The organism is Slackia equolifaciens (assembly GCF_003725995.1).
Classification (GTDB): domain Bacteria; phylum Actinomycetota; class Coriobacteriia; order Coriobacteriales; family Eggerthellaceae; genus Slackia; species Slackia equolifaciens.
The window spans coordinates 15,032-38,866 of sequence record NZ_QIBX01000013.1; the positions used below are offsets into that span (position 1 = coordinate 15,032).

Sequence of the window (23,835 nt, forward strand, 5' to 3'; positions counted from 1 at the left end):
GTTTTTTGCTCTGGGATACGGTTGAAGAAAACCTGACCGCTAGAGGGGAACCATGCCGCACACCAATCCATCGCGCCAGCGCTCGCTCGCCGCCAAGCCCGCCCGCGGGCCCCATTTTGCATATTTCGTCGAATTCGCCCTGATTATCTGCATGTTCTGTCCTGTATCCTTCGGGCATAGCTGTGCAGGCATCTTCTACCCGCACGCCGCGGCCGATCTGGGATGCGGAACCGGCGTGCTCAGCTACTTCACGCCTCTTGCCTGCCTGTCGGGCCTGATTTTCATGCCGTTTGCGGGAAGGCTGCTCAATAGCTGGGATGCCCGAATTTGCCTTGCCGGGTCCTGCGCCATTGCGGGCCTGGCGTTTTTCCTGTTGTCGTTCACAACGGAGCTGTGGCAATATCTGGCCTGCGGCGTGCTGATGGGCTTCGGCACCGCCACGCTCATCTACCTGGCGCCCGCAACGTTGGTAAACCGCTGGTTCGAGAAGAACGCAGGCTTCTATATCGGCCTGGTGGCGGCGTTCACGGGAATCGGCGGCGTTGTGTGGGCCGCCGTGGGCGGCATGCTCATTCAGGAGGTGGGCTGGCAGTGGACGCACCGTATCTTCTCCTTCATCACGTTCGCTTGCATCCCCATCATGATCTTCTGCGTGGCAAGCAGGCCGTCTGATAAGGGTCTTTTGCCCCATGGGGCGAGCGAGGCCGAGGCGGAGGCGTCCTCAAGCGGTGCGCGCAGGCCCATGGATGCGGCCGCGATCGTGGCGTCGCTTGCGCCCGGGGATCACCCGCGAGCGCGCAAGGGCATCCCTGCAAAAGAGGCGTTCAGGATGCCTCAGTTCTACCTGATCGTGGGATTCGCCTTCTTCCTCAATTGCGGCATGTATCTCAACGGCATGATTCCGTCGTATGTGTCCACGCTCGCGGTGGGCGCCGCCATACCCATGCTGGGCTCGCTGTGCACGTCGCTTGCCATGGCGGCGCAAACGGGCACAAAGCTGGTTCTGGGCTATGCGAGCGAGAAGCACCCTTATGCAGGTTCTATCGTGTGTGCCTCCATGGGCATTGTGGGCGTGGCGTTGCTGCTGATGGGAGGCGCTTCGGGCGCTGCCGTGATGATCGGCGTGGCGGCGGCGCTGTACGGCGTGTACTACGGCGTAACCAACGTGATGTCTCCCTCGCTTGCGCGCAAAACATTCGGCGGGCTCGAATACCCCATCGTATATGCACGCATCTCCATGGCTGCGAATGTGGCAGGCGTGCTCTCGGGGTTTGTCTGGGGCGCGATCATCGATCTGGCCGGCTTCGAGGTGGCATACCTGGGCGGTGTGGCGGTTATATCGCTGGCGATCGCGTGCACGGTGGGAATTGCGTATTTCCAAAAGCGCGATATCAAGCGCTTCTTGGAAGAGGCGAAGAATAGCGAAGGCGAAGATGCGGGTGCGACGAAACTCGTGGACCGTGAGGGTGGTGCGGCTCCAGAAGGGCGCCATTAAGCGCATCCACGCGGTTGGGCGCGTTCGGAAGAGGAAGGCTCTGCGACTGCGCAGAGAGCGACACTCTCCACGCGCCCGCGCGGTGCGATACGCGGCGCGCACGAAGGCGCCCGGCTACAGATTCGCAGCGATGGGCAGCCCCATGATCGACCTCTTTTGTGCTAGGGTGTGACGAGCTAAGGAGGATTGATATGGCAGATAACATTTTGTATGTTGACGCATGTGTCAATCGGAGCACTTCGCGCACCGAACGACTGGCCCAGGCTTTGCTCGCGCGCCTCAAGGCGCAGGGCGATGCAAACGTGACGACGCTTATCTTGGAGGACGCTCCCATAGCCCCGCTTTCGGGCGATGACGTGAACCGCCGTTTCGAGCTTGCGCATGCGGGCGCTTTCGACGACGACCTGTTCAGCATGGCAAAGCAGATGAGCCAGGCCGACACGATGGTCATCGCTGCGCCGTATTGGGATTTGTCGTTTCCCTCTAAGCTCAAGGTGTATCTTGAGCATCTGTGCGCGCAGGGAGTGACGTTCAGGTATTCCGAGCAGGGGGTTCCTACGAGCCTGTGCCGCGGCAAGCGTTTGTACTACGTCACCACGTCGGGCGGTTACGTGGGCGATCTTGATTTTGGATATCAGCAGGTCAAAGCGCTCTTTACGCTGTTCTTTGGGTTCGAGAGGGCCGAATGCTTCCGCGCTGAGGGGTTGGACATCATCACCAACGACGAAGAGGCCATCATGGCCGAGGCGCTGGCAGGCATAGAATCGGCCCAGCTGGATTAGCATTCACGATTACGCAACGGGTGAACGGTATGGGTAAGAAGAAAAAAGCAGAGAAGATGGCTGAAAAAGCGCAGATGGAAAGCCTGGAGAACACGGCGGTCGCGCACGATGTTCAGGCGGAAGGCGCGCAAATGCCGGCAGACTTTGCGGCGCCGATGGAAGAGCGCGACGCCGATGAGACGGCAATCGAGCCGGCAGCGAGCGGCTTGGGAGAACCTGTGGCAGATGCGTTTGAGCCGCCGGTTGCTATGAAGCCCGAGGAATTGACGGCCCATATCCTCGAGGCGGGTGCAGCCATCGAGGACACCATTGTTGCCACGCGCCGCTACTTTCATGCTCATCCCGAGCTTTCCACCAAGGAGCTCTCCACGTCCAACAGCATCTGCGCGCGCCTGACTCGTATGGGCATTCCGTACGAGCGCGTTGCGAAAACGGGCGTTATCGCCACTATCAAAGGTACGGCGCCCGACGCCTACGACGACCAGGGCAACCCGCGCCGTCGCATTGCCCTGCGCGCCGATATCGACGCGCTGCCGGTGACCGAGGAGACGGGTCTGCCGTATGAATCCAAAAACACCGGCGTCATGCATGCGTGCGGTCACGACTGCCACATCGCAATGATGCTTGGCGCCGTGCGCATCTTGAACGACATGCGCGAGCAGCTTCACGGCGAGGTGCGCATCATCTTCCAGCCGGCAGAGGAGATTTCCATCGGCTCGCGCATGATGATTCGCGCCGGCGCGCTCGAGGGTGTAGACGGGCTTTTCGGCATGCATATTTGGAGCGATGTCGACGCGGGCGAAATCTCCTGCGCGCCCGGCCAGCGCATGGCTAATACCGATTGGTTCCGCATCGACGTCCAGGGTATCAGCGCTCATGGCTCCATGCCTCACAAGGGCGTGGATGCCATCGTGGTGGCCGCCGAGTTGGTGAATGTGATCCAAACGCTGGTGAGTCGCGATATCTCGCCGTTCGAGCCCCTGGTGGTCACTGTGGGCGAAATTCATGGCGGCGAAGCGCGCAACATCATGGCGGGTTCGGCCTATCTCACCGGTACGGTGCGTACGTGGAGCGAGAAGTCGCGCAGGATGGTGCCGGAGCATTTGGAGCATCTGATCAAGCGTACGGCAAAGGCGTTTGGCGCCAAGGCGAAGCTCACTTACGAAGAGGGCAATGCAGGCCTATCCAACGACAAGGCGAGCGCTGCCCGTGCCGAGCGCGCGGTGGTGAAGCTCTTCGGAGAAGAGGCCCTTTCTGACTACGAGGGCACGCTTGCGGGTGAGGATTTTGCCGAGTACCTCAAGATCGTGCCTGGCGTGTTCGCGTTCGTGGGCTGCCGCAATCCCAAGGTGGGAGCCGTGCATCCGCAGCACAGCTGCTTCTATCGCGTGGACGAAAGCGTGCTGGTGCGCGGTGCGGAGCTCGCAGCCCAATATGCCGTGGACTTCTTAGCGGAATAGCATCCGGGCTGCGTCGGAGGCCATCTGCCCGCTCTCGCACGGCGCTTTCCGTCGCAGCCCGCAAGCGATGGGCGACCCGTTTCTTCTGCCCGCCCTCGCATGGCGCCTTCCCTGCAAGGGACGTCGTTTTTACGGCGTCGCGCGTCCAAAATGGCGATAATCCCGTAACAACGACGTCCTTTGTGCCTTGTTGCGCTTTCTCTTGTTTCCAATCGTTCGGCATGGTGCCTTGCGTTCGCTCTTTTCATCTGCCAAGCTGGCAGACGAACGTTTACACATCGCACGTTGTACGAAAGAAGGCTCGCCATGGCCGACGCTCCAGCTCAACCCGAGCTCGCTGTCCACAACCTGCTCTCGCCCAGTAAGAAGCCGCCGTATTTCGTGGGGCGGCCTATTGAATTCACGGGATATGTGGACGATTTCGAGCGCGCCATCGCCGGAATCGAGTTTTCGCTCGACGGCGGCTCCAGCTGGACGCCCTACGCCACCGAAGCGGTGGACAAGGAGCGCGGTGTGCGCTGGAGGTTCGTGTACACACCCCAAAAGCCAGGACGCTACCTGCTTAAGGCGCGCGCGGTGGGTGCGGACGGCCTGCCGTCGTCGTCGCTGGTCACGGGATTCGCCTTCGAGGTGCTGCCCGCTATGACCATGTTCGGCTCCGCCCGCGTACGGGCGATCGGTGGCGGCACGCTGGGCGGCGGCTGCCTCTTCCGATCGCGCGAGCTGGTTGACATAACGCCTGACGACGCGATATTTCTGGCCCGTTCGCTGGGCATTTCCACCATCTACGACATGCGTACGCGCCGCGAGGTGGCCGCTCACCCCGAGCCCTATCTGGTGGGCACCAAGACCATCGCGCTGGAGCCGGCCGAGGAGCGCCGCAAAAAAGACGCCGACAAACGCCTGGTGGTCGGCGTGATTGGCGCGTACGGCGCGCCCGAGGAGCGCATGTGCGAAAACTACCGTCGTTACGTACGCGAATACCCGCTTATCGGCCAAGCGTTGCGCTCTATGGCGGCGGAAGGAACGCCGGCGCTCGCGCACTGCGTGAACGGCAAGGATCGTACGGGCGTGCTGTGCGCTGTCCTGCTCAAAGCGGCGCAGTTCGATGACAGCGCCGTGATGGAAGACTACTTGCGCGTGAATCAGGACCACGCCGACCTTATTGCGGAGGAGGCGGAGCGCCTGGGTGTTGGCATGACTGCGCGCGAGCGTGCCATCCTCATGTCGTTCTTGGAGGCGCGCCCTGCGTATCTGGCCGCATTCTTTGACGAAGCCGCCCAGGTGTACGGCTCGTTCGAAGGTTATGTGCGCCGCGGCTTGCGTCTTACTGACGATCACATTGCGAGCCTTCGCACGCTGCTCCTGCCGCGTTAACGGCAAAGGAGGACGTCGGCGAGATGGTTTTTGGCTTGCGCGCCGCAGGCTGGGTCCAAACCGGGCCGGTCTGTGCCGCTGAAAAGGCATTGACGTGCAACGGATGGCGATTTGCTGCAGTTTTTCGGGGATGTGCTGAGTAGCCGATCTTTTTCATCCGCATTTTCCCAGGTCATCGCGTCGGCAAAATACAGCTACTTTTTGAGGCACGCAAAAACTGCAGCAAATCGCCGTTTGTTTCATCTGCCAACAGAATTTCATGTCTCTGGTGCATGCGACGGCGTGCATGCGAGTCGGTCGCCGGGAGAGCACACGACGCACGCAACGGCGGGCATGCGGGTCGGACATTGGGAGAAGCACGCGGCGCATGCGACGGCGCGCATGTGAATCGATTGCTGGGGAGCGCACGTGCGATGTGGCGTTTGGGCCAAGATGTGCATGCAAGCTGGCGGTTAAACTAAAACTACACGAGCGATGGCGACTAAGCCAATGGCGCGCGAGCGATGGCGACTAAGCCAAGGGCGCATGAGCGAGCTGGCGGTTACGCCAAGGGCGCACGTGCGTGCCGACGGTCGACACAAAACGCGCATGCGTATCGACAAATGTCTCCGGTCGATGAACTATGCGCAATAGAGCCTCCGGTCGATGAACTGTACGTAAACGAGGGGCTTTGAGGGGTTCACTCCAGCGCATCGTAGTACAATAGCAGGGTTGCACGTACATCGCTTTCGAGCTGGCGGCTTTGCGGGAAGGACGCGAAGCTGTCGTCCGGTAGGCGATACCGTATCCAGCGCATCCAGTTAAAGGAGCCCTACGCATGTCCAACAACCTCACTTCTCGCTATGGCACCATGGTGTTTTCCGATCACGTGATGAAGCAGTACCTGCCGTCAGACACGTACAAGATGCTCTCACGCACCATCAAGGAGGGCAAACCGCTCGATTTGGACGTGGCCAACACCGTTGCGCACGCGATGAAGACGTGGGCCATCGAGCATGGCGCCACTCACTTCGCGCACTGGTTCCAGCCGCTGACCGGCATCACTTCCGAGAAGCACGATTCGTTCATCGAGCCCGTGGGCGACGGCACCGCCATCACCAAGTTCTCCGGCAAGGAGCTGGTGCAGGGCGAGCCCGACGCGTCGAGCTTCCCCAACGGCGGACTGCGCGCCACCTTCGAGGCCCGCGGCTATTCGGCCTGGGATCCCACGAGCTATGCGTTCATCAAGGACGAAGTGCTGTGCATTCCCACCGCCTTCTGCTCCTATACCGGCGAGGCCCTCGACAAAAAGACTCCGCTCCTGCGCTCCATTTCCGCCATCGACACGCAAACCAAGCGCGTGCTGGCGCTGTTCGGCAAGCATCCTTCGCGCGTGGTGGTAAACGTGGGCACCGAGCAGGAGTACTTCCTGATCTCCGAGAAGGACTACGAGAAGCGCCAGGATCTGGTGATGACCGGTCGCACGCTGTTCGGCGCGCCGCCGTGCAAGGGCCAGGAGCTTGACGAGCACTACTTCGGCGCCATCCGACCCACGGTGAACGCCTTCATGAAGGAGCTCGATGACGTGCTGTGGGGCTTCGCCGTGGCCGCCAAGACCAAGCACAACGAGGTGGCGCCCGCCCAGCACGAACTGGCGCCGGTGTTTTCCAACGTGAACCGCGCCATCGACGAGAACCTGCTCACCATGGAAGAGATGAAGCTGCTCGCCAGCCACCACGGTTTGGTATGCCTGCAGCACGAGAAGCCGTTCGAGGGCATCAACGGATCGGGTAAGCACAACAACTGGTCTATTGGCACCGAGGACGAAAACCTGCTCGACCCCGGTGACACGCCGGAGGACAACCTGCAGTTCCTGGTGTTCCTCACCTGCATCATCGAAGCGGTCGACAACTATCAGGACCTGCTGCGCATGAGCGTGGCAAGCTGCAGCAACGATCATCGCCTGGGTGCCGATGAGGCGCCGCCGGCCATCGTCTCCATCTTCCTGGGCGATGAGCTTTCGGGCATTATCGACGCGTTGGCCGAGGGGCACGAGGCAAGCCATGCTTTGCGCGCTTCGCTCGACTTCGGCGTAGATGTGCTGCCCAACCTGGAGCGCGACACCACCGATCGCAACCGCACCAGCCCCTTCGCCTTCACGGGCAACAAGTTCGAGTTCCGCATGCCGGGCTCTTCGGGCAATGTGTCCGATGCGAATATGGTGCTCGACACCGCGGTGGCGAAATCGCTCAAGAGCTTCGCCGATGCCATGGAAGCGCGCGGCGAGGAAGGGTTCCGCACCGCCGCCGTGGCCTACATCAAGCGTGTGCTGGCGCAGCATAAGCGCATCCTTTTCAGCGGCGACGGTTATTCCGAGGAATGGCACGAGGAGGCGCGCCGCCGTGGCCTGTGCGATTTCCCCACCACCGCCGATGCGCTGCCGTGCTTCGTGGCGCCTAAGAACCTGGCGCTCTTCGAGGAGATGGGCGTGCTTTCCGAGACCGAGGCGAAAAGCCGTTACGAGGTCAAGCTCGAGAAGTACAACAAGCTCATGAACATCGAGGCCACTACGATGCGCCGTATGGCACGTCGTACGTATCTGCCGGTGATCAGCGCGTATGCCACCAAGATCGCCAAGGGCATCACCACCATCACCGAGGCCATGCCTACGGCGGGCATGCAGCATGAGCGCGCCGAGCTGGCTACGCTGACCGATGGCGTGAACGCGATCTACGAGGGCCTCGACGAGTTGGCGACCCTGCACGAGAAGGCCGAGGCCTGCACCGATTCGCAGGAGAAGGCGAATGTGTATGCTCACGAGGTCAATCCTGCAATGGAGCGCCTGCGTGCTGCCGTGGATGCGATGGAGCCCATCGTGGCCCGCGAGTATTGGCCCGTGCCCACCTACGACGACATTTTGTTCTACGCTTAATAGCCGCCGATTGTTTCATCGACTGCTGGTTGCGCCGTCCTTTCGGGCGGCGCTTTTTTGTGCGTGGCGGCAGCGCCTATGCGAGCGCGTCGAGCGCGGCGTGAAACGCCCGTATGCGCTCTTCGAGCTCATGGGCGCGGGATTGCATTTCGGAGCGGGCGGCTTGCCAGGCATCGCTTTCTTGCGAGAGGCTTTTTTGCAAGTCGACGCTGTCGGCGTAGGAAGAGAAACGCAGGCTGCATTCACGATCGGCAAGGATGCGCCCGCGATTGATGCGGGTGCTCACGAGGGGAATTTCGTTGCGATTGATGCAAAGGTCGAGGATGGCCGCGTCTGCGGGAGAGGCGGTTGCGGGCGCGGCAAGCGATTCGTAGAACTTCGGCTCGCCGTCGATCGCGGCAAAGCCGTCGCCGGAAAGCTGCGCCAGCAGCACCCCTTCATCCTCTGTGCGGTTGGTGCGCAGCAGCCAGAGTACGTTGCCGTACGTGTGCGCCTTGAGCGCCTCTGCGTCCATTTCGACCACTGCGTCCACCAGGTTGCGCTCAAGCAGGTGCGTTCGAAGCTGTTTCCCGATTACGCCGTAGCTCATGCGCACCGAGAGCAGCAGCGCCGCCACGCCGCAAGCGGGGTCCATGAGGGCCTCGGCTACGCGTAAAGCTGCCTTATCGGGGCTTTCTCTCTTTTGCAATGAGTCTTTCAGCATGCCCCAGAGGTAGGGGAATTGAAGCGATGCGGAAGTTTCGGGGGCGTTGGTGCCGCCAAGCGCTTCGAAGGGGTCGGCGATTTCGGAGGCGCGGGGGGATGTGCGAGCCGCGGTGGCGTCGGAGGCTCGGCGTGCGTTGAGGGCTTGGGCGATATTGGAGGCGTCGCGCGCTTCCAAGGGGGCGCTCTCTGCGTCTTCGCGCATGGCTTTCCTCATATGCATCATCGCGTTTTCCACGCCGTCGCGCTGCAGAAGCACAACGGGGAATCTGCATGCGCGGTCGGCGGCGATTGCGGATGAGGGTTGGGGCGCGTGATCGAGGGCAGCCGTAGGCGAGGATTGGTTCACGCAACCGGAGGCAGCCGTAGGCGAGGATTGGCGCGTGCAGCCGGATTGCGGGATGGCGCGCACGGCGGCCTCGAGCGATTCGTCGGCGAGGGGAATGGCGATGCGCGGTGAGCTGATCGTTTCGGGCTCGACGCAGCTGGCGGGCGTGCCGTCTGTCGGGGAGTCTGGGGCTGCGCTATTCGTTTGAGCGGTGGCGACCGCTGTCGCGGTGCAGGTCGCGGGGCAGTGGGCCGCAAGAACGCCCACGGCAGCGCATGCCATAATGTCAGCGATGGCGCGCGGCGTGCTCGACCAGGGGCCGGCAGCTGCGAATTCTTTCGGGGAGGATGCGCTATTCATGGACGCCGTCCTTTTGAATCGTATGGGCGTAGGCGCTGGCCAGGGCCTGCATTTCGGATTCCTCGAATCGCCTGAGGGCGATTTTGACCTGAGCGTGCCGCCTCACCGCCTCTCCGAGCGCCTTCTGGTGCGCGATGTCAGGCACGATGAGGGGAAGATCGCGAATCTGGTCAAGGGTCAGAAGCGCCGAAGAGCCGCCGGCGCGTTTCGACTGCAGGGCCTTCAACGTGGAGGGCAAGGCCAAAAAACCCGCAAGGTACCACGGGTCGAGCATTGAGCGCGTATTCTCATCCATGCGTATGACCGCGCAGGAGTTGGGGATGAATGCACCCGTTTCATCAGGGCCTATGCATGCGCATGAGAACGGGGGAGCGAGTGCGAGAATGACGTCGCCCTCGCGCGTGAAGCCGTCTTGCGGCGCGTTTTCATCCAAAAGAGGCATGTCGAAAAGCCGTGCGTCTGCGTACGCCTCGCCGAGCGCCTTGAGATTGAGCACGGGCATGGCGCGCCATGTGCGTTCGCGCCGCTTTCGCCCCCGTCGCGGAGCGGCGGGATTTTCGGGCTGGGATCCTGCGGGGCTTTCAGGTGGGAAAACGCTCTTTTCTGCCTGGCCTGCGGGCTTCACGTAACGCCGCAAGGGTTTACCGTACGTTATCAGCGCATGGCCGCCGCGCTCCGCTTGCTTCTCCGCTATTTCGCCGAATCTGATTTCCTGCATATCGTTTTTCCTTCTGCATCTTTCACGCGGCTCGGCAGGTCTGACCGCTTAAAGCTTTGCTGATTCGCCCGCTGAAGCTCCCGTGCCATTCGCCATTGCTTCTCCCGCGCTGCTGCTTTGTCCCATGCCACCCGTTGCTTACTCGTATCGCTGATTCGCTTCGTTCTTGCGTCCTCATTTCTTCGCGCACGGATCAAAGGGGCCGTCGAACATGACGCTCCGCTTGCGTGTCCTCATCATAATCCACTTCAAATTAATGCACAAGAAAGATTGTACTTGACAAAATGAAAGGACCGTATATGATTGAGTCATAAAGAGTACAATTGAAATTGTTCAGTAAAGGAGCGTATCAAATGGACGAGAGCAAACTGACGCAGGGATATGGGGCGGAAAACGAGTCCAAGGCCGCATGCGGCTCTAAGCGCAATGCCTGGTTCAATCTTTGGGACGACCTTCCCGTGAGCGACGGGTCGTCATGCAGGCTGATTGAGGCGTTTGCCCAGCGGCTCAGTGAAGCGTGCGCATCCAAGGGCCGTTCGGTGGTTGTGCGCGACGCCCATGACACTTCGGCGGAAGAGGCGGCTCGCGCGTTGCTTTCAACGGCACACGGGCTTGCTCCCGATGGCATGGCACTGGTGACGGTGCCGGGGGCGCTGACGGCTTCTGCCGAGGCGCAAGCGGCGTGGGATGACCTCGCCCAGCACAATATCGTGGCCGCCGTTATGGAGATGCCTGCCATGCCGGTGGATGGATGGAGGGCACGCACGTTGCCGTACGTCGCGTTCGTGCTCGATGCCACTCGTAAGCCGGAAACGCCCGTGGCAATCATGAGGTTTAACCGCGAGTGCTTGCTGTCGGAAAACGCGAGAGCGGCTCGCAACGTCGTGCGCGTCGCGGGCAACTTCCCTCGCTTTCAGTTGGCCGATGAGGAGCGTGCCGCGCAGATGATGGACGAGGCGGCCGCCTTCCTTGTTGACCTGGTTGCGAACCCGCGCGTAATCGCAGGGGTGTCATGCCTGGTCAACCCCGCCATCGTGCGCCGCGGCGGTCGTCCGGCGGGCGCTGTAGACTCGGGTGCTGCGGAGCCGTTGAACGTCGCCGCCCTGGATGCCGACGAGGTGTCGGGCGCCGCCTCCCTCGGCGCCGAGGCGCCGTCGGACGCACGGGGCGCGTGCTTGTACGCCCCTCTAGCGCATGCAAGCTATTGCTTCGACGATTACGCCCATGACGTGCGGTTTGGCATAGGCGGCGTCACGCTCCACGAGGCAGGCAAGGCTCGCTATGCGCAGTGGAAGGCAGATATGAAAGTCCAGAACGAGCAATGGGACGCGCAGGTTGCCGCCGAAGAGGAGGCGCTGCTTGAAGGCCATGAGGCACAAGGGGAGGCGCACTTCGATGGCAGCCGATGAGAATACGCTTGAAACGCGCAGGTCGCGTTTGGCTCGAAATGCGGCAGCCGAAGAGCGTTCTGAGGAGGCGACCGATGAGCCCCGCATCCGGGGGCTCTTCGCCTTCGAGGCTGTGGTGCCCGAGGAGGACGACCTTGAAGCCGTGGCCAGCATGGTGCGTGTGCTCAACGATCTTCGGCAGCTGCGCTTGGCGTGCCGGTGGTTCGAGGAATGCGAGGACGGCATCGCCGTTTCCGTTGCCGGCGAGGTGAAGGTGGGATTTCCAGAATTCACAACGCGGGGAGGGGTGCGGGTTGCTGCGCTGCAGGAACATCTTGAGCAGGCGTTCGGGTGCGTGCGCGGTCTGCGCGGCATCGAGCCGAGCCTTGCCAATCGCGACGATTTGGCGCTGGCGAATCTGCTCGCCGGTCCCTTGTCGCGAGCCGCGAAGCCCATCGAACGTCGCCCGCTTCAAGACGGGGCGCCCGCGCCCCGCAGCGCTGCAAGCCTGCTGGATGATTTGGTGGGCATGGAAGATGTGAAGCGCCGCTTGCGTGACATGGCGAAGTTTGCGGCCGTCAAGGCGTCGCGCCCCGAGGCGACTCCTCCCATGCTGCACGCGTGCTTCCGTGGCGCTCCGGGAACGGGCAAAACCACGGCGGCCCGCATCTACGCGCGCATGCTGTCCGAAGCGGGGGCGCTGCGCAAGCCCGACTGCTTCGTGGAGGTGGACCGTGCTGACCTTGTGGGCGAATACGTGGGCCATACGGCGCCTAAGGTCCGCTCGGTCCTGAAGCGCGCTCGAGGCGGCGTGCTGTACATCGACGAGGCGTATCAGCTGGCTTCATCGGACGGATCGCCGCGCGATTTTGGCAAAGAGGCGCTTTCGGCCCTGGTGAAAGGCATGGAAGATGAGCGCGCCGATGTGGTGGTGATTTTGAGCGGGTACACCAAGCCCATGGATGATATGATTTCGGTAAATCCAGGCTTGCGCAGCCGCATCGGTTTTTACCTGGACTTCCCCAATTATTCGGGCGCGGAGCTTGCTCAGGTGGTGTGCCGGCTGGCGCACGCCGAGGGGCTGGATGTGCGCGATGGCGCGTGCGAAGCGCTTGAGGCCGCCCTGGACAAGGCCGCGGCGCATGCGGGCGAGGAGTTCGGCAACGCCCGATTCGCACGCACGGTATTCGAACGGTGCGAGATGCGCATCGCGGTTGATGGCCTGCCGTCCGCGATTACCGCGGAGGTGGTGGAGGCGGTGTTTGCCGACGACGACATTGCCGCTTGCGTGCGCGGGACATCGAAGGTGCGCGTGGGCTTTTGCGCGCCGGCAGCGTGAATCTGGGGTGCGTGATATGTGAGGAGGAGCAGATGGAGCGATTCGGCGAGCATGCGCGCCTGTGCTGCGCATTCGACATGCGCGACCCCAATATGGCGTATCGAGCGCTTGACTTTGAGGTGGTTGCCCGCTTCGGCGAGTGCACAAGGTCGGAGGACGGCTCGATTCTGCATTGGAACTACGAGTGGGACGAGGGCTATCGCGAGCTCGTGCGATGCCGTAGGTGTGGCGCGTTGCTCATCCATCAGCATGACGAGCGCCACGGCTTTGGCCGCGAGGATGACTGCATGGATGACTGGCTGCCGGTTGAGAGCGAGGAAGAAGCCGTCGAGGCGAATCGGTCGTTTGCTCGCGGCGCCCTCCAGAGCGCTTGCGCAACGCGTTGGCTTATGTGCACGAACGGCACGTGTAGCTATCGAGGGCCCGCAGGCGGCATCGCGGCGCCAGAGGGCCGGCGCGACTCGTAGCGCTTTTGCGAAGGCCCTTCCTGCTCGATTGCCTGGTTGAGCGGTCCGCTTGCTTGCCGGTGGTAATTGGCTGCCTGTTTGTTGAAGCCCCACGTCTTCTAGAATGGCGCGGGGCTTTGTCGTGTATGATGCAATATTTGGAAACAATGCGCAGCCGGGATCGTCCGTGCTGCGATATGCAATGCAGGAATCTACGAGGTGGAGCATGGGAATTCGTGCGAAGATTGCGGCGTTCACGGGCCGTGCCGCTCGTTGGGGCGGCGAGACGTTCATGCATCGCACGGCGGGTAACATCCCCGGCGCGATCGCGCTCAAAATCGACCCTTTGGTGCTGGTCGATTTGGCGAAAAGCGTTGATCCGATAATCGTGGTCAGCGGCACGAACGGCAAAACCACCACTACCAACCTCATCGCCGATTGCCTGGCCACATCGGGCAGGCGGCTGGTGTGCAACCGCGAAGGCAACAATCTGCAGTCCGGCGTGGTCACGGCGCTTTTGGCGGGCCCTGAGGCCGGGAAGGCGCAGACGGCAAGCGTATCGTCGGGCGTATCTCATGCGGTAGGGGGTTCGTCGAGCGCGCATCAAGAAACAGACGCAACGCGGGGCTCTGCGGCGGTGTCGGGGTCTGCCATCCCCATCGCGTGCTTCGAGTGCGATGAGCTCTACACCAAGTTCGTGCTGCCGCGCGTGAAGCCGCGCTATTTCATGCTGCTCAATCTGTTCCGCGATCAGCTGGATCGCTTCGGCGAGATCGACCGCATCCAGGATGTGATCGCTGAGGCTCTGCTCAAGACACCCGAAACCATCTTTATCTACAACGGCGACGACCCCTTGTGCGCGGCCATCGCCGACCGCGTGTCCAACAGGTCGTTTGCGTTCGGCATCAAGGGCGACCTGGGGCTTTCCGCCGACCGCGTGAGCGACAGCCGCTTCTGCCAGAAGTGCGGCGGCGTGCTGGAATACGAATACGTGCACTATGACAAGCTGGGCGCATACCGCTGCAAGGAGTGCGGATGGGGCAGGCCCGAGCTGAAGTTCGCCGCCGAGAACGTGCGCGCGACCGCCGAAGGCTTCGTGTTCGACATTGATGGGCACGAGGTGCGCACGGGGCAAACGGGCGTGTACATGGTGTACAACGTGCTGGCGGCTTATGCGGCATCCAAGATGTCCTTCCTGGTGGAATACGATGGTTTCCAAAAGGGTGTATTGGCGTACCGACCCACGAACGGACGCTTGCAGGTGTTCGACTTCGGCGAGCGCAGCGTGATGACCAATCTGGCCAAAAACCCCACCGGCTTCAACCAGAACATCCGCATCGTGCTGCAGGAGCAGGGACGCGTACTGGCCTTGTTCGTCAACGACAACGACCCCGACGGGCACGATGTCTCGTGGTTCTGGGACATCGACTTCGAGAACTGGGCGCATATCGAAGGCCTCAAGGCGTTCGTGGGCGGCAGCCGCGCGAACGACATGCAGGTGCGCTTGAAGTATGCCGGCATCAAGGCCCAGATTGTGGATAACGTCGCTCAGGTTATGGAAGCGACCTGCGCCGAGGATGGACGCGCTTACATCATTGCCAACTACACGGCGTTGCCCGAAGTGCGTCGCGAGCTTGAAAAGCTGCATGCTGAATGGGAATCTACAGGAAATGTTCCCTGGAGTGAGCAAGTTTCGAATTCCATTCAAGATTCTCAAAGCGATAAAGCGCAAAATATAGTGCAAGACTCAAATATAAATGAAGTTTCTAAAGGAAACCAAGTATCCAAAGAGGGGAACTAATATGACGGTAAAGCCTCTGACAATCGTGCATCTGTTTCCCGAACTTTTGAACCTGTATGGCGATGGCGGCAACGTGATCTGCCTACGTCGCCGCCTAGAATGGCGCGGCCTGCCTGTGGAAGTGCAGGAAGTGGGCATGGGCGACGCGATGGATTTCTCCCGTGCCGACATCGTGTTCATCGGCGGCGGGGCCGACCGCGAGCAGATGATCGTGAAAGACGCCATGATGGAACGCAAGTCCGAGCTTTCGGCCTACGTGGCCGACGGCGGCGCGCTTCTGGCCGTGTGCGGCGGCTATCAGTTCCTGGGGCACAGCTATGCGATGGACGACGTGGTGGTAGAGGGCCTGGGCATCATCGACATGGAAACGGTGCGCGGCGAAGGGCGCCTGATCGGCAACGCTGTCATCCAAAGCGATATCTGCGACATGCCGATCGTGGGGTTCGAGAATCACGGCGGACGCACCACATTGGGCTCGGGCGTGAATCCGCTCGGCCGCGTGCTGGGCAAGACGTTCGGCAACAACGGTCAAGACGGCTTCGAGGGCGTGCACCAGGGCAACCTGATCGGCACCTATCTGCACGGACCGCTTCTGCCTAAGAACCCCCAGGTGGCCGACTGGCTTATTGCGCGCGCCTACGAGCGCCGCGGCGATGCGATCGGGCTCGAGCCGCTCGACGACGCCGAGGAGCTTGCCGCCAACCAGGTCATGGCTCGTCGCTTGGGAGTGGCATAAGACGGCGATACTTAACGCGTCTGAAACGGACGACCTCACGTCAGGTGATACTATAGCCGGATAAAGTGCTGCCGGCATGTTGGAGGAACAATGATCGATACGAAGGCATACGTCATCAAGCAGATCGAAGAGCGTGACATCCGTTTTCTTCGCCTGTGGTTCACCGATCTTCTGGGCGGCCTGAAAAACGTCGCCATTACGCCCTCCGATGTGGAATCCGCCTTCGAAGAGGGTGTGGGTTTTGATGGTGCGAGCGTAAACGGCCTGGCTCCGCTGCAGGAAAGCGACATGCTGGCGCATCCCGACCCCTCCACCTTCCAGATGCTTCCGTGGCGTCCCGCCAACAATGGCGTGGCGCGTATGTTCTGCGATATCCGCACGCCCGACGGCGCCCCTGCGGCGGGCGATTCTCGTCAGATCCTCATGCGCGTGCTGGATAAGGCTTCCGACATGGGCTATTCGGTCAATGTGGGCACTGCCATCGAATACTTCTGCTTCAAGAGCGACGAGGCGCCCGAGCCCATCGACCGAGGCGGCTACTTCGACCTTGCCCCGCTCGACAACGCTGCCGATCTGCGCCGCGACACCGTGCTCACCCTTGAACAGATGGGCATCCCCGTCGAGTATTCGCACCACGAATCGGCGCCTGCGCAGCAGGAAATCGACCTGCGCTATAGCGATGCCCTTGCCGCGGCGGACGCCGTGATGACCTCGCGTCTGGTAATCAAGGAAACGGCATGCGAGCGCGGCCTGTATGCCACGTTCATGCCCAAGCCGCTCGAACATGAGCAGGGTAGCGGCATGCATATGCATATGTCGCTGTTCGACGGCACCGGCAACGCCTTCTTCGACGCCGACGACCCCGAGGGCTTTGGCCTTTCGTCGGTGGCAAAGCGCTATATCGCCGGCCTTTTGAAGTATGCTCCGGAGTATTCCCTGGTCACCAACCAGTACGTGAATTCCTACAAGCGCATCGTGTCGGGCTTCTGCTGTCCTACGCATATCTGCTGGGGCAATTCCAACCGCTCGGCCATGGTGCGCGTGCCGCGTTACAAGCCCGCCAAGGGCAACTCCACGCGCGTGGCTGTGCGCAGCGTCGATTCGGCTGCGAACCCCTACCTGGCGCTTTCGGCTCTCATCGCCGCCGGTCTGCGCGGTATCGAGGAGAACCTCCAGCTGCCGGCGCCGCTCACGGAAAACGCGTTCGAGCTTTCCACCGCGCAGCGCGAGGAGCTGGGAATCGCCGCGCTGCCCACCGACCTCTCGCGCGCCGTGGACGCGTTCGAGAAGTCGGATTTCATGCGCGAGGTACTGGGCGAGGCTGCTCATGCGTGGCTCGTGGAAAACAAGCGTGCCGAGTGGGAGCAGTACCGCGCACATGTGACGCAATGGGAAATCGATCGCTATCTGGCGACGCTGTAGCAGGAAGGAGGCGAAACCATGCATTCGAAGACCATCTTAGTTTCTTGCGGACGAACGGTGACGCCCGAGCATGCTGCCACGCTGTTCGCCTCGATGGATGCCGAGGTGCGCGTGCTCAAGGCGCCTATTAGCCAGGTGATTTCCATGGGCCGCAATCTGGATGCCGATCTTTTGGTTGTGGACGACACCGACGGGTCGTGCGATATCGCACGCCTTGCGCAGGCGCTTACGGGCGGGCAGGCGGCGCTGTTTTTGGTGGTGGACGAGGGCGACATCGAAACCCTGCGCCTTCCTATGCAGGTAGCGCTGGATTTTGCGTCGTCAGGGGCATCGGATGAAGAGATGAAGCTGCGTTGCCGCAGGCTTCTGTGGCCGGGCGAGGCCACGGCCGACGCCGATTTCGTGCACGTGGGTTCGATGACCATCAACCTTGCTACCTACCAGGTAAAAGTTGCGGGTGAGCCCATTGACCTTACGTTTATGGAATACGCGCTGCTGTCGTTTTTGGCCACGCACCCCGGGCGCATTTACTCGCGCGAGGTGCTGCTGTCGCAGGTGTGGGGCTTCGACTATTATGGCGGCAGCCGCACGGTTGATGTTCACGTGCGACGCCTGCGTGCCAAGCTGGGCCCCGAGATGGCGCAGCATCTGGAAACCGTGCGCGGCGCAGGATACCTCTGGGTGAACTAAATCCTGCGTTGGCCCGCGTCCGTACCGCGCTGCGAATCCGTTGCGCACGTTGAGAAATGCCGCACCGTGCTGGCGAGTACCCCGCACTAGGCTGGCAAGCGCCCTGCATCACGTTGGCGCACGCCTGCACCGTGTCGGCGCGTGCTCGTTTCACTCTGGCGCGCAGCCGGATCGCGTTGGCGTACGCTCGTTTCACGCTATCGCGCGCCCGTACCGCCTTGGCGAATGCAACGAATGGCGATTTGCTGCAGTTTTAGAAGGACTCGGCGAGTATACCCGTCGGGTCCTTCTGTATAATGCCTGTTCAGAGTGGTACTCGCTTTCACCCTATTTCGCGAACCAGGTGAAAACTGCAGCAAATCGGGTTCTTTTTCATTCGCACGCCAGATTCTCGCCCTATTCGGGGCCATAGGCTTTCGCTTCTGTCCTGTTCGGGTGTTCGTTCGTGACCGGATGGCCCAAGCCGCGCCCCCCCCCGAGACGTTTCCAGCGTCGTTGCCGTTGTTCCCAAAATCCTTCCTGCGGTAGCGTCGTTGTGCCCCCCAAACCCCTTCCTGCGATAGTGTCGTCGCGCCCCCAAGACCCTTTTGCGGTAGCGTCGCTGAGCCCCAAGGTGTGTTTTCTTACGACGCTGTTGCCGTGTCCCATGTCGCAGGCTCAAGGTTCCACGTTTCATCTGGGTAACCTTGCGTTTCCTCCATATTTCATGTCTGAATCACTTTAGTTAACTGGAGCGATTCCTGCGGTTCGCCGACCCCGTTCCCCTCATAATTCAATGCGTTGCAACACTAGTCCTACGCTCCTACGCAATGAAAAGATACGCCGCCGGCTTGCCACCTGCGGCGCAGAAGAAAGGGGCGACAATGTTCGATTCGGGTACGACGGGCTTCATGATGGTATGCGCAATGCTGGTGTTCCTCATGACGCCAGCATTGGCATTTTTCTACGGCGGCCTTACGCGGCGCAAGAACGTGGTCAACACGATGATCATGTCGATAGGCATCCTGGGTGTCGTCGGCGTGCTTTGGGTGGTTGCAGGGTGGTCGCTTGCATACGGCGGCGATGGGTCGATTCCGGTTCTAGGTGGTTTTGACCAGCTGTTTTGTCAGGGCATTTTGAGCAACCTCCTGAGCGAGGCGGAAACGGCAATTTCGCACGACACCTATCCGGCTATCGTCGATGTGGCGTTCCAAATGGCGTTCGCCATGATCACGGCGGCCATCGTTACGGGCGCTGTGGCGGGCCGTATGAAGTTCGGTGCGCTGATGGCGTTTATTGCCGTTTGGTGCTTGGTGGTATATGCGCCGCTTGCCCATATGGTTTGGGGCGGCGACGGCAGCCTGATTGGCGATATGATCGGCGCACTCGACTTTGCTGGCGGCGACGTGGTTCATATCTCCTCCGGCCTCACCGGTTTGGTGCTCTGCCTGCTTCTGGGCAAGCGTCGCGGGTTCGGTCTTATGTCCTACCGTCCGCATAACGTTCCTTTCGTGGTTCTGGGTGCGGGTCTTCTGTGGTTCGGATGGTTCGGCTTCAACGGCGGATCGGCGTTCGCTGCCGATGGCATCGCCGCACTTGCGTTCCTCAACACCATGGCCGCTCCCGCTGCCGCCATGCTTTCCTGGATGCTGGTGGAGCGCGTGCGCACCGGCAAGGCGACGCTCGTGGGTGCTTGCACGGGTATCGTTGCCGGCCTTGTGGTCATCACGCCTGCCGCTGGCTTCGTGGACGTGTGGGCTGCTGTGGTCATGGGCCTTATCGTGTCGCCTATTTGCTATGCGGCCATCGCGTTTCTCAAGCCGCGCCTCGGCTATGACGATGCTCTCGACGCATTCGGATGCCACTGCGTGGGCGGTATCGTAGGCGGCGTTCTCACGGGCGTGTTCTGCGTGCCCGAGCTGTCGTGGACCGATTTCGGCGGCCTGCTGTACACGGGCGACCCCACGCTGCTTCTGGCCCAGGTCGAAGGCATCCTGGTGACGGTCGTGTTCGTTGCCGTGGCATCCGCGATTATCGGACTTGTCATTAAGGCCCTGTTCGGCGGTCTGCGCGTGTCCGTCGATGAAGAGGCCGAGGGTCTGGACGCCCGTCAGCATGGCGAAAGCGCTTACCCGGCGTTCAACGGCTTGGATTAACGTTCATGCGCTGTAAGAGGCTGCGGACATATGGGGCAGGGCGCGAGGCGCGATGCTTTGCGCAGGTCGTCCGCAGCCCGGCGTTCTTGGGTGCTGGGTGCGCGGCTCAATCGTAGGAAAAGCGGTTGCTGCTCCCCGGCGCCTAAGGACTTGGCGCATGCGAAGCAAATCGCCTTTTGAAGAGACTAGGAGATGCACCATGAAAAAGATCGAAGCAATCATTCGCCCCGCCAAGCTCGAAGCGCTCAAGGAGGCGCTTCTCGGGCAGGGCATGAAGGGCATGACGCTCTCACAGGTGCAAGGCTGCGGAAACAGCCATGGCTGGAAGGAATACTACCGAGGCAGCGAGGTCATCGTGAACATGCTGCCAAAGGTGAAGATTGAGATGGTGGTGGAGGATGCCAAAGTGGACGAGGTGGTAGACCTCATCTGCCGCACCGCGCGTACCGGCGAAGTGGGCGATGGCAAGATTTTCGTTTCGCCCATCGAGGAATGCATCCGCATTCGCACCGGCGAGCGTGGCGTGAAGGCGCTGTAGGGCTTTGAGCCGATGCTTTGCGGCAAGGCTTTCGAGAGTTTAGTCCAAGATGTAAAGCAGCCACGCCTTTTGGGTTGAATAAGGCCTGGTCAGCGCTGTACATAATCCTATATACTTCGCGACCCCCTGAAACCCCGATTTTCAGGGGGTTACGTGTCTTATCACGTGCTCGATCGTCGATTCGACCAGCTCATGGAAGGGCTGTGTTGCGTAGGAGCGCCTGCTTCGGGCGGGGATGCCCTGTCGCGTAGGAGCGCCTGCTTTGGGCGGGATGATTTATCACGCAGGAGCGCCCGCTTCGGGCGGGGGATGCTCTGTCGCGTGGGGAATCCTGGCCGGGCAGTCGATACGGGCTCTCGCTGACTTTATATATGCGGGGCACGTATGCGCGGAATTGCGGGCGATGCGTAACGGTGCGTAATTGGGGAGCCCCACCGCGAAACGCTGTGGTAAGATAGCGCAGTTATTCGCTAGGGGCGTAGTGCGCCCGCTAGCGTTGCGCAAACCGCAAACCGCAGTATGACGTGAGAGGTAGAACGTGTTCGGTATAGGTGGATTCGAACTTTTCCTCATCCTGCTCTTTGGCTTTCTCATCTTTGGCCCTGATAAGCTGCCACAGCTTGCCAAGACCATTGGAGCGGCCGTGCAGAAGTTCCGCAGCGCGCAGGACGAGATGAACAAGGTCGTCAAAACCGAGATTTACGACCCGCTGAGCAAAGATCCGGTGAAAAACCCGCTCGACGCCATCGACAAGGAAAACAAGCAGAAGGTGGAGAAGAAGGAATCCTTCGCCGCTCGCAAGGCCAAGTACGATAAAGAGCGTCAGGACAAAAAGAAGCGCGAGGCTGCTAACGAGGCTGCCAAAGAGGCGCGTGCTGCCGCTACGGCAGAAAAGGAGAAGGAAGCTGCCGCCGCTGCTGCTGGTGCCGCTGGGACTGCTGCCGCCAAGCCTTCGCCTACCAAGGTGCACGAAAAGGTGATGGAGGCCCGCAAGGAAGCCACCGCCAAGGTCGCCGCCGAGGAAGAAGCCAAGCAGGCCGCCGAGCGCGATCTTGCCGATGAGCTTCTGGGCGCCAAAAAGCCCGTGAAGAAGGCTGCGAAGAAGGCCGATGCCGCCTCGTCTGCCGAGCCCCCCGCGGCTTCTGCTGAATCCGAGACCTCCGCGGATGCGTCCGCCACTGCCCAGAAGGAGGAGAACTAATGCCTATCGGTCCGGCACGTATGCCTTTGTTCGACCATCTGGGCGAACTCCGTATGCGCTTGGTGCGCATCGTGGCGGCGCTGTTCATCGCCATGTGCGTTTTCTATCCCGCTACGCCTACCATCATCCAGTTCTTGCTGCAGCCTGCGGCGGAGTACCTGCCCCACGATGACGCGGGCCTCATCGCGCTGAACATCTTCGACGTGTTCGGCTTCTTCACGGTGCGCTTCAAGGTGGCGCTGTGGTCGGCCGTCGTCGCCACTGCTCCCATCATTCTGTGGCAGGTCCTGGCGTTTTTCCTGCCTGCCCTCAAGCCCAACGAGCGCAAGTGGTTCATCCCCACGTTTGCCGCGGGCGTGACGCTGTTCATTGCGGGCACCGTGTTCTGCTACCTGTTCATCCTGAACCCTGCGGTTCAGTGGCTCACCGAGCAGGGCGCTGGCTTTGCCCAGGTGTTCCCCGACGCCAAGGCGTGGATCGACGTGTTCATCAACTTCGAGATCGCCTTCGGCTTTGCGTTCGAGCTGCCGCTGATTGTGTTCTATCTGGTCATCTTCGAGATCATTCCGTATGCCAAGCTGCGCGAATCTTGGCGCACCGTGTACATCGTGCTCATGGTCATTTCCGCTATGGTCACGCTGGACGCTTCGCCGATCACCATGCTGCTGATGTTCGCTGCTATGGTGGTGCTGTATGAGGCCAGCCTCTTGATTGCTCGCCTGGTACTGGGCAAGCGCGTGAAGCAGCAGAAGGAAGAGGCGGAGCGCGAGGCTCGCGAAGAGGCCGAGTGGCAGGAGGAGTGGTCCGCCACGAAAGACAAAATTCGCAAGCGTCTCGATAGCGATGACGAATAGCCTGGTTGGCAATCGCACCATAGAGGCTTCTTGGCTGAAAAGCAAAGCGTCCGACTTGCGTCGGGCGCTTTTTTGTATTTAGATTCCTGCGTTGGATTTGGCGATTCAGCTCCTGTGCTGCTCGCGGTTTTCGATTCCTCGCACCATCTTCCGGGTTTCCGGCAGGCGCATCTCTAATTATTCTTAAACAAAAATAGACTCAAATGTAAATATTATCTATCGCAGAAATATTCTTATGCAGATATAATAAGTGCACTCATGGAAATGTCGTAAGGAGGGAACATGAGGAATCAGTCTGAAAAAACCAGTCTGAAATCGCGCTGGGGGCGTCTTTTCACGATGGTTGCGGCCGGCGCTTTAGCTTGTGCGCTGGGCCTTGTACTTGCCGGATGCTCATCCCAGTCGGTGCAGGAGGAACAAGCCCAGGGTGGCCAGGAAAGCGCCCAGGAAACGGAATCGACATCTTCACTTGAGGGCGAGACGCTCAATATTTACTGCGGGGCTGGCATGACCGAACCCTTCCAGGAAATCGCCGACGCCTTTCAGCAGGAGACGGGCTGCACGATGAACGTGACGTACGCGAATGCCGCGCAAATTCAAACGCAGATTTCTACCACCGAGCAGGGCGATTTCTTCATTGCCGGATCGGCAGAAGAGCTGAAACCGGTTCAGGATTACGTTGCTCAGCAGACTGATCTGGTTAAGCACATTCCGGTTCTTGCAGTTCCTGCCGACAATCCCAAAAACATCACCGGGCTTGCCGACCTTGCGAACGCTGATCGCGTTCTGACGGGAGACCCCGAGGCGACACCCATCGGCAAAATTGCCCAGAGCGCTTTGACCAAGCTGAACCTCTGGGATCAGCTTATGGATGCCGGCGTTATCACCACGACCACCACGGCTCCGCAGATTTCCACCGCACTTGCCAACGGCGAAGGCGATGCAGGTATCGTGTGGAAAGAGAACGTTACGGGCGATGGCGTTTCCATTGTGGAGACCACCGATCTTGATGCTTTCGTGAAGACGATTCCTTCTGCAACGCTGACTTGCGCTTCCGACTCCGCGGCTGTGCAGACATTCAGCGATTTTCTGCAGACCGACACCGCTTGGGACATCTGGGCGAAATACGGCTACGAGCGGGTTCAGTAGTCA

At 60.9% G+C, this 23,835-nt stretch carries 19 protein-coding genes; 17 read left to right on the forward strand and 2 right to left on the reverse strand.

The genetic code is table 11. The features are described from left to right. The first annotated feature begins 52 nt into the window (after positions 1–52). The 5 genes from DMP06_RS07560 (at position 53) to DMP06_RS07580 (ending at position 8,025) form a co-directional block, all read left to right on the forward strand. Positions 53–1,495, forward strand: coding sequence for an MFS transporter (locus DMP06_RS07560; protein ID WP_123209136.1), 1,443 nt, complete (start codon positions 53–55; stop codon positions 1,493–1,495). Between the two features lie 191 nt (positions 1,496–1,686). After that, positions 1,687–2,277, forward strand: coding sequence for an NAD(P)H-dependent oxidoreductase (locus DMP06_RS07565; protein WP_123209137.1), 591 nt, complete (start codon positions 1,687–1,689; stop codon positions 2,275–2,277). 56 nt (positions 2,278–2,333) lie between these two features. Beyond that, entirely contained in the window at positions 2,334–3,737 is a 1,404-nt protein-coding gene (locus tag DMP06_RS07570) for an amidohydrolase (protein WP_245962428.1), read from the forward strand. A 306-nt stretch (positions 3,738–4,043) separates the two neighbouring features. After that, positions 4,044–5,114, forward strand: coding sequence for a tyrosine-protein phosphatase (locus DMP06_RS07575; RefSeq protein ID WP_123209138.1), 1,071 nt, complete (start codon positions 4,044–4,046; stop codon positions 5,112–5,114). An 817-nt stretch (positions 5,115–5,931) separates the two neighbouring features. After that, positions 5,932–8,025: a glutamine synthetase III family protein gene (locus tag DMP06_RS07580; protein WP_123209139.1), complete on the forward strand. Its 2,094-nt coding sequence runs from the start codon at positions 5,932–5,934 to the stop codon at positions 8,023–8,025. A gap of 76 nt (positions 8,026–8,101) precedes the next feature. Here DMP06_RS07580 and DMP06_RS07585 read toward each other — a convergent pair whose 3' ends face one another. Both DMP06_RS07585 and DMP06_RS07590 read right to left on the reverse strand, forming a co-directional pair. Beyond that, on the reverse strand, positions 8,102–9,415 hold the full coding sequence (locus DMP06_RS07585) for a hypothetical protein (RefSeq protein WP_123209140.1): 1,314 nt from the start codon (positions 9,413–9,415) through the stop codon (positions 8,102–8,104). Next, positions 9,408–10,133: a restriction endonuclease subunit S domain-containing protein gene (locus tag DMP06_RS07590; RefSeq protein ID WP_123209141.1), complete on the reverse strand. Its 726-nt coding sequence runs from the start codon at positions 10,131–10,133 to the stop codon at positions 9,408–9,410. Before DMP06_RS07590 ends, DMP06_RS07585 begins: the two co-directional genes overlap by 8 nt. Before the next feature lie 353 nt (positions 10,134–10,486). Here DMP06_RS07590 and DMP06_RS07595 point away from each other — a divergent pair, with 353 nt between their 5' ends. The 12 genes from DMP06_RS07595 to modA all read left to right on the forward strand — a co-directional run bounded on the left by DMP06_RS07595 (position 10,487) and on the right by modA (position 23,832). Next, the gene (locus DMP06_RS07595; protein ID WP_123209142.1) at positions 10,487–11,542 is read left to right on the forward strand and encodes a hypothetical protein; all 1,056 of its coding nucleotides are present in this window, start codon (positions 10,487–10,489) and stop codon (positions 11,540–11,542) included. Next, a complete protein-coding gene (locus DMP06_RS07600; RefSeq protein ID WP_161957862.1) occupies positions 11,529–12,860 on the forward strand; it encodes an AAA family ATPase in 1,332 nt (443 codons plus the stop codon). The genes DMP06_RS07595 and DMP06_RS07600 overlap by 14 nt, the downstream gene beginning before the upstream one ends. 32 nt (positions 12,861–12,892) lie before the next feature. Further along, complete coding sequence (locus tag DMP06_RS07605) at positions 12,893–13,327, forward strand: hypothetical protein (RefSeq protein ID WP_148042511.1); 435 nt, start codon at positions 12,893–12,895, stop codon at positions 13,325–13,327. A 205-nt stretch (positions 13,328–13,532) separates the two neighbouring features. Continuing rightward, positions 13,533–15,107: a Mur ligase family protein gene (locus DMP06_RS07610; protein ID WP_123209185.1), complete on the forward strand. Its 1,575-nt coding sequence runs from the start codon at positions 13,533–13,535 to the stop codon at positions 15,105–15,107. Between the two features lies 1 nt (position 15,108). Further along, complete coding sequence (locus DMP06_RS07615; RefSeq protein WP_123209145.1) at positions 15,109–15,843, forward strand: type 1 glutamine amidotransferase; 735 nt, start codon at positions 15,109–15,111, stop codon at positions 15,841–15,843. A gap of 90 nt (positions 15,844–15,933) precedes the next feature. Next, positions 15,934–17,265 (forward strand): type I glutamate--ammonia ligase, encoded by a 1,332-nt coding sequence (glnA, locus tag DMP06_RS07620; RefSeq protein WP_123209146.1) that lies wholly within the window; start codon positions 15,934–15,936, stop codon positions 17,263–17,265. Between the two features lie 18 nt (positions 17,266–17,283). Beyond that, entirely contained in the window at positions 17,284–17,955 is a 672-nt protein-coding gene (locus DMP06_RS07625) for a winged helix-turn-helix transcriptional regulator (RefSeq protein ID WP_123209147.1), read from the forward strand. A gap of 863 nt (positions 17,956–18,818) precedes the next feature. Next, positions 18,819–20,090, forward strand: coding sequence for an ammonium transporter (locus tag DMP06_RS07630; RefSeq protein ID WP_123209148.1), 1,272 nt, complete (start codon positions 18,819–18,821; stop codon positions 20,088–20,090). A 199-nt stretch (positions 20,091–20,289) separates the two neighbouring features. Next, the gene (locus DMP06_RS07635) at positions 20,290–20,628 is read left to right on the forward strand and encodes a P-II family nitrogen regulator (RefSeq protein WP_123209149.1); all 339 of its coding nucleotides are present in this window, start codon (positions 20,290–20,292) and stop codon (positions 20,626–20,628) included. 538 nt (positions 20,629–21,166) lie between these two features. Then, positions 21,167–21,829, forward strand: coding sequence for a twin-arginine translocase TatA/TatE family subunit (locus tag DMP06_RS07640; protein ID WP_123209150.1), 663 nt, complete (start codon positions 21,167–21,169; stop codon positions 21,827–21,829). After that, entirely contained in the window at positions 21,829–22,683 is an 855-nt protein-coding gene (gene tatC / locus DMP06_RS07645) for a twin-arginine translocase subunit TatC (RefSeq protein WP_123209151.1), read from the forward strand. The genes DMP06_RS07640 and tatC overlap by 1 nt, the downstream gene beginning before the upstream one ends. A 282-nt stretch (positions 22,684–22,965) precedes the next feature. Next, complete coding sequence (gene modA / locus DMP06_RS07650) at positions 22,966–23,832, forward strand: molybdate ABC transporter substrate-binding protein (protein ID WP_245962429.1); 867 nt, start codon at positions 22,966–22,968, stop codon at positions 23,830–23,832. Positions 23,833–23,835: the final 3 nt, after the last annotated feature.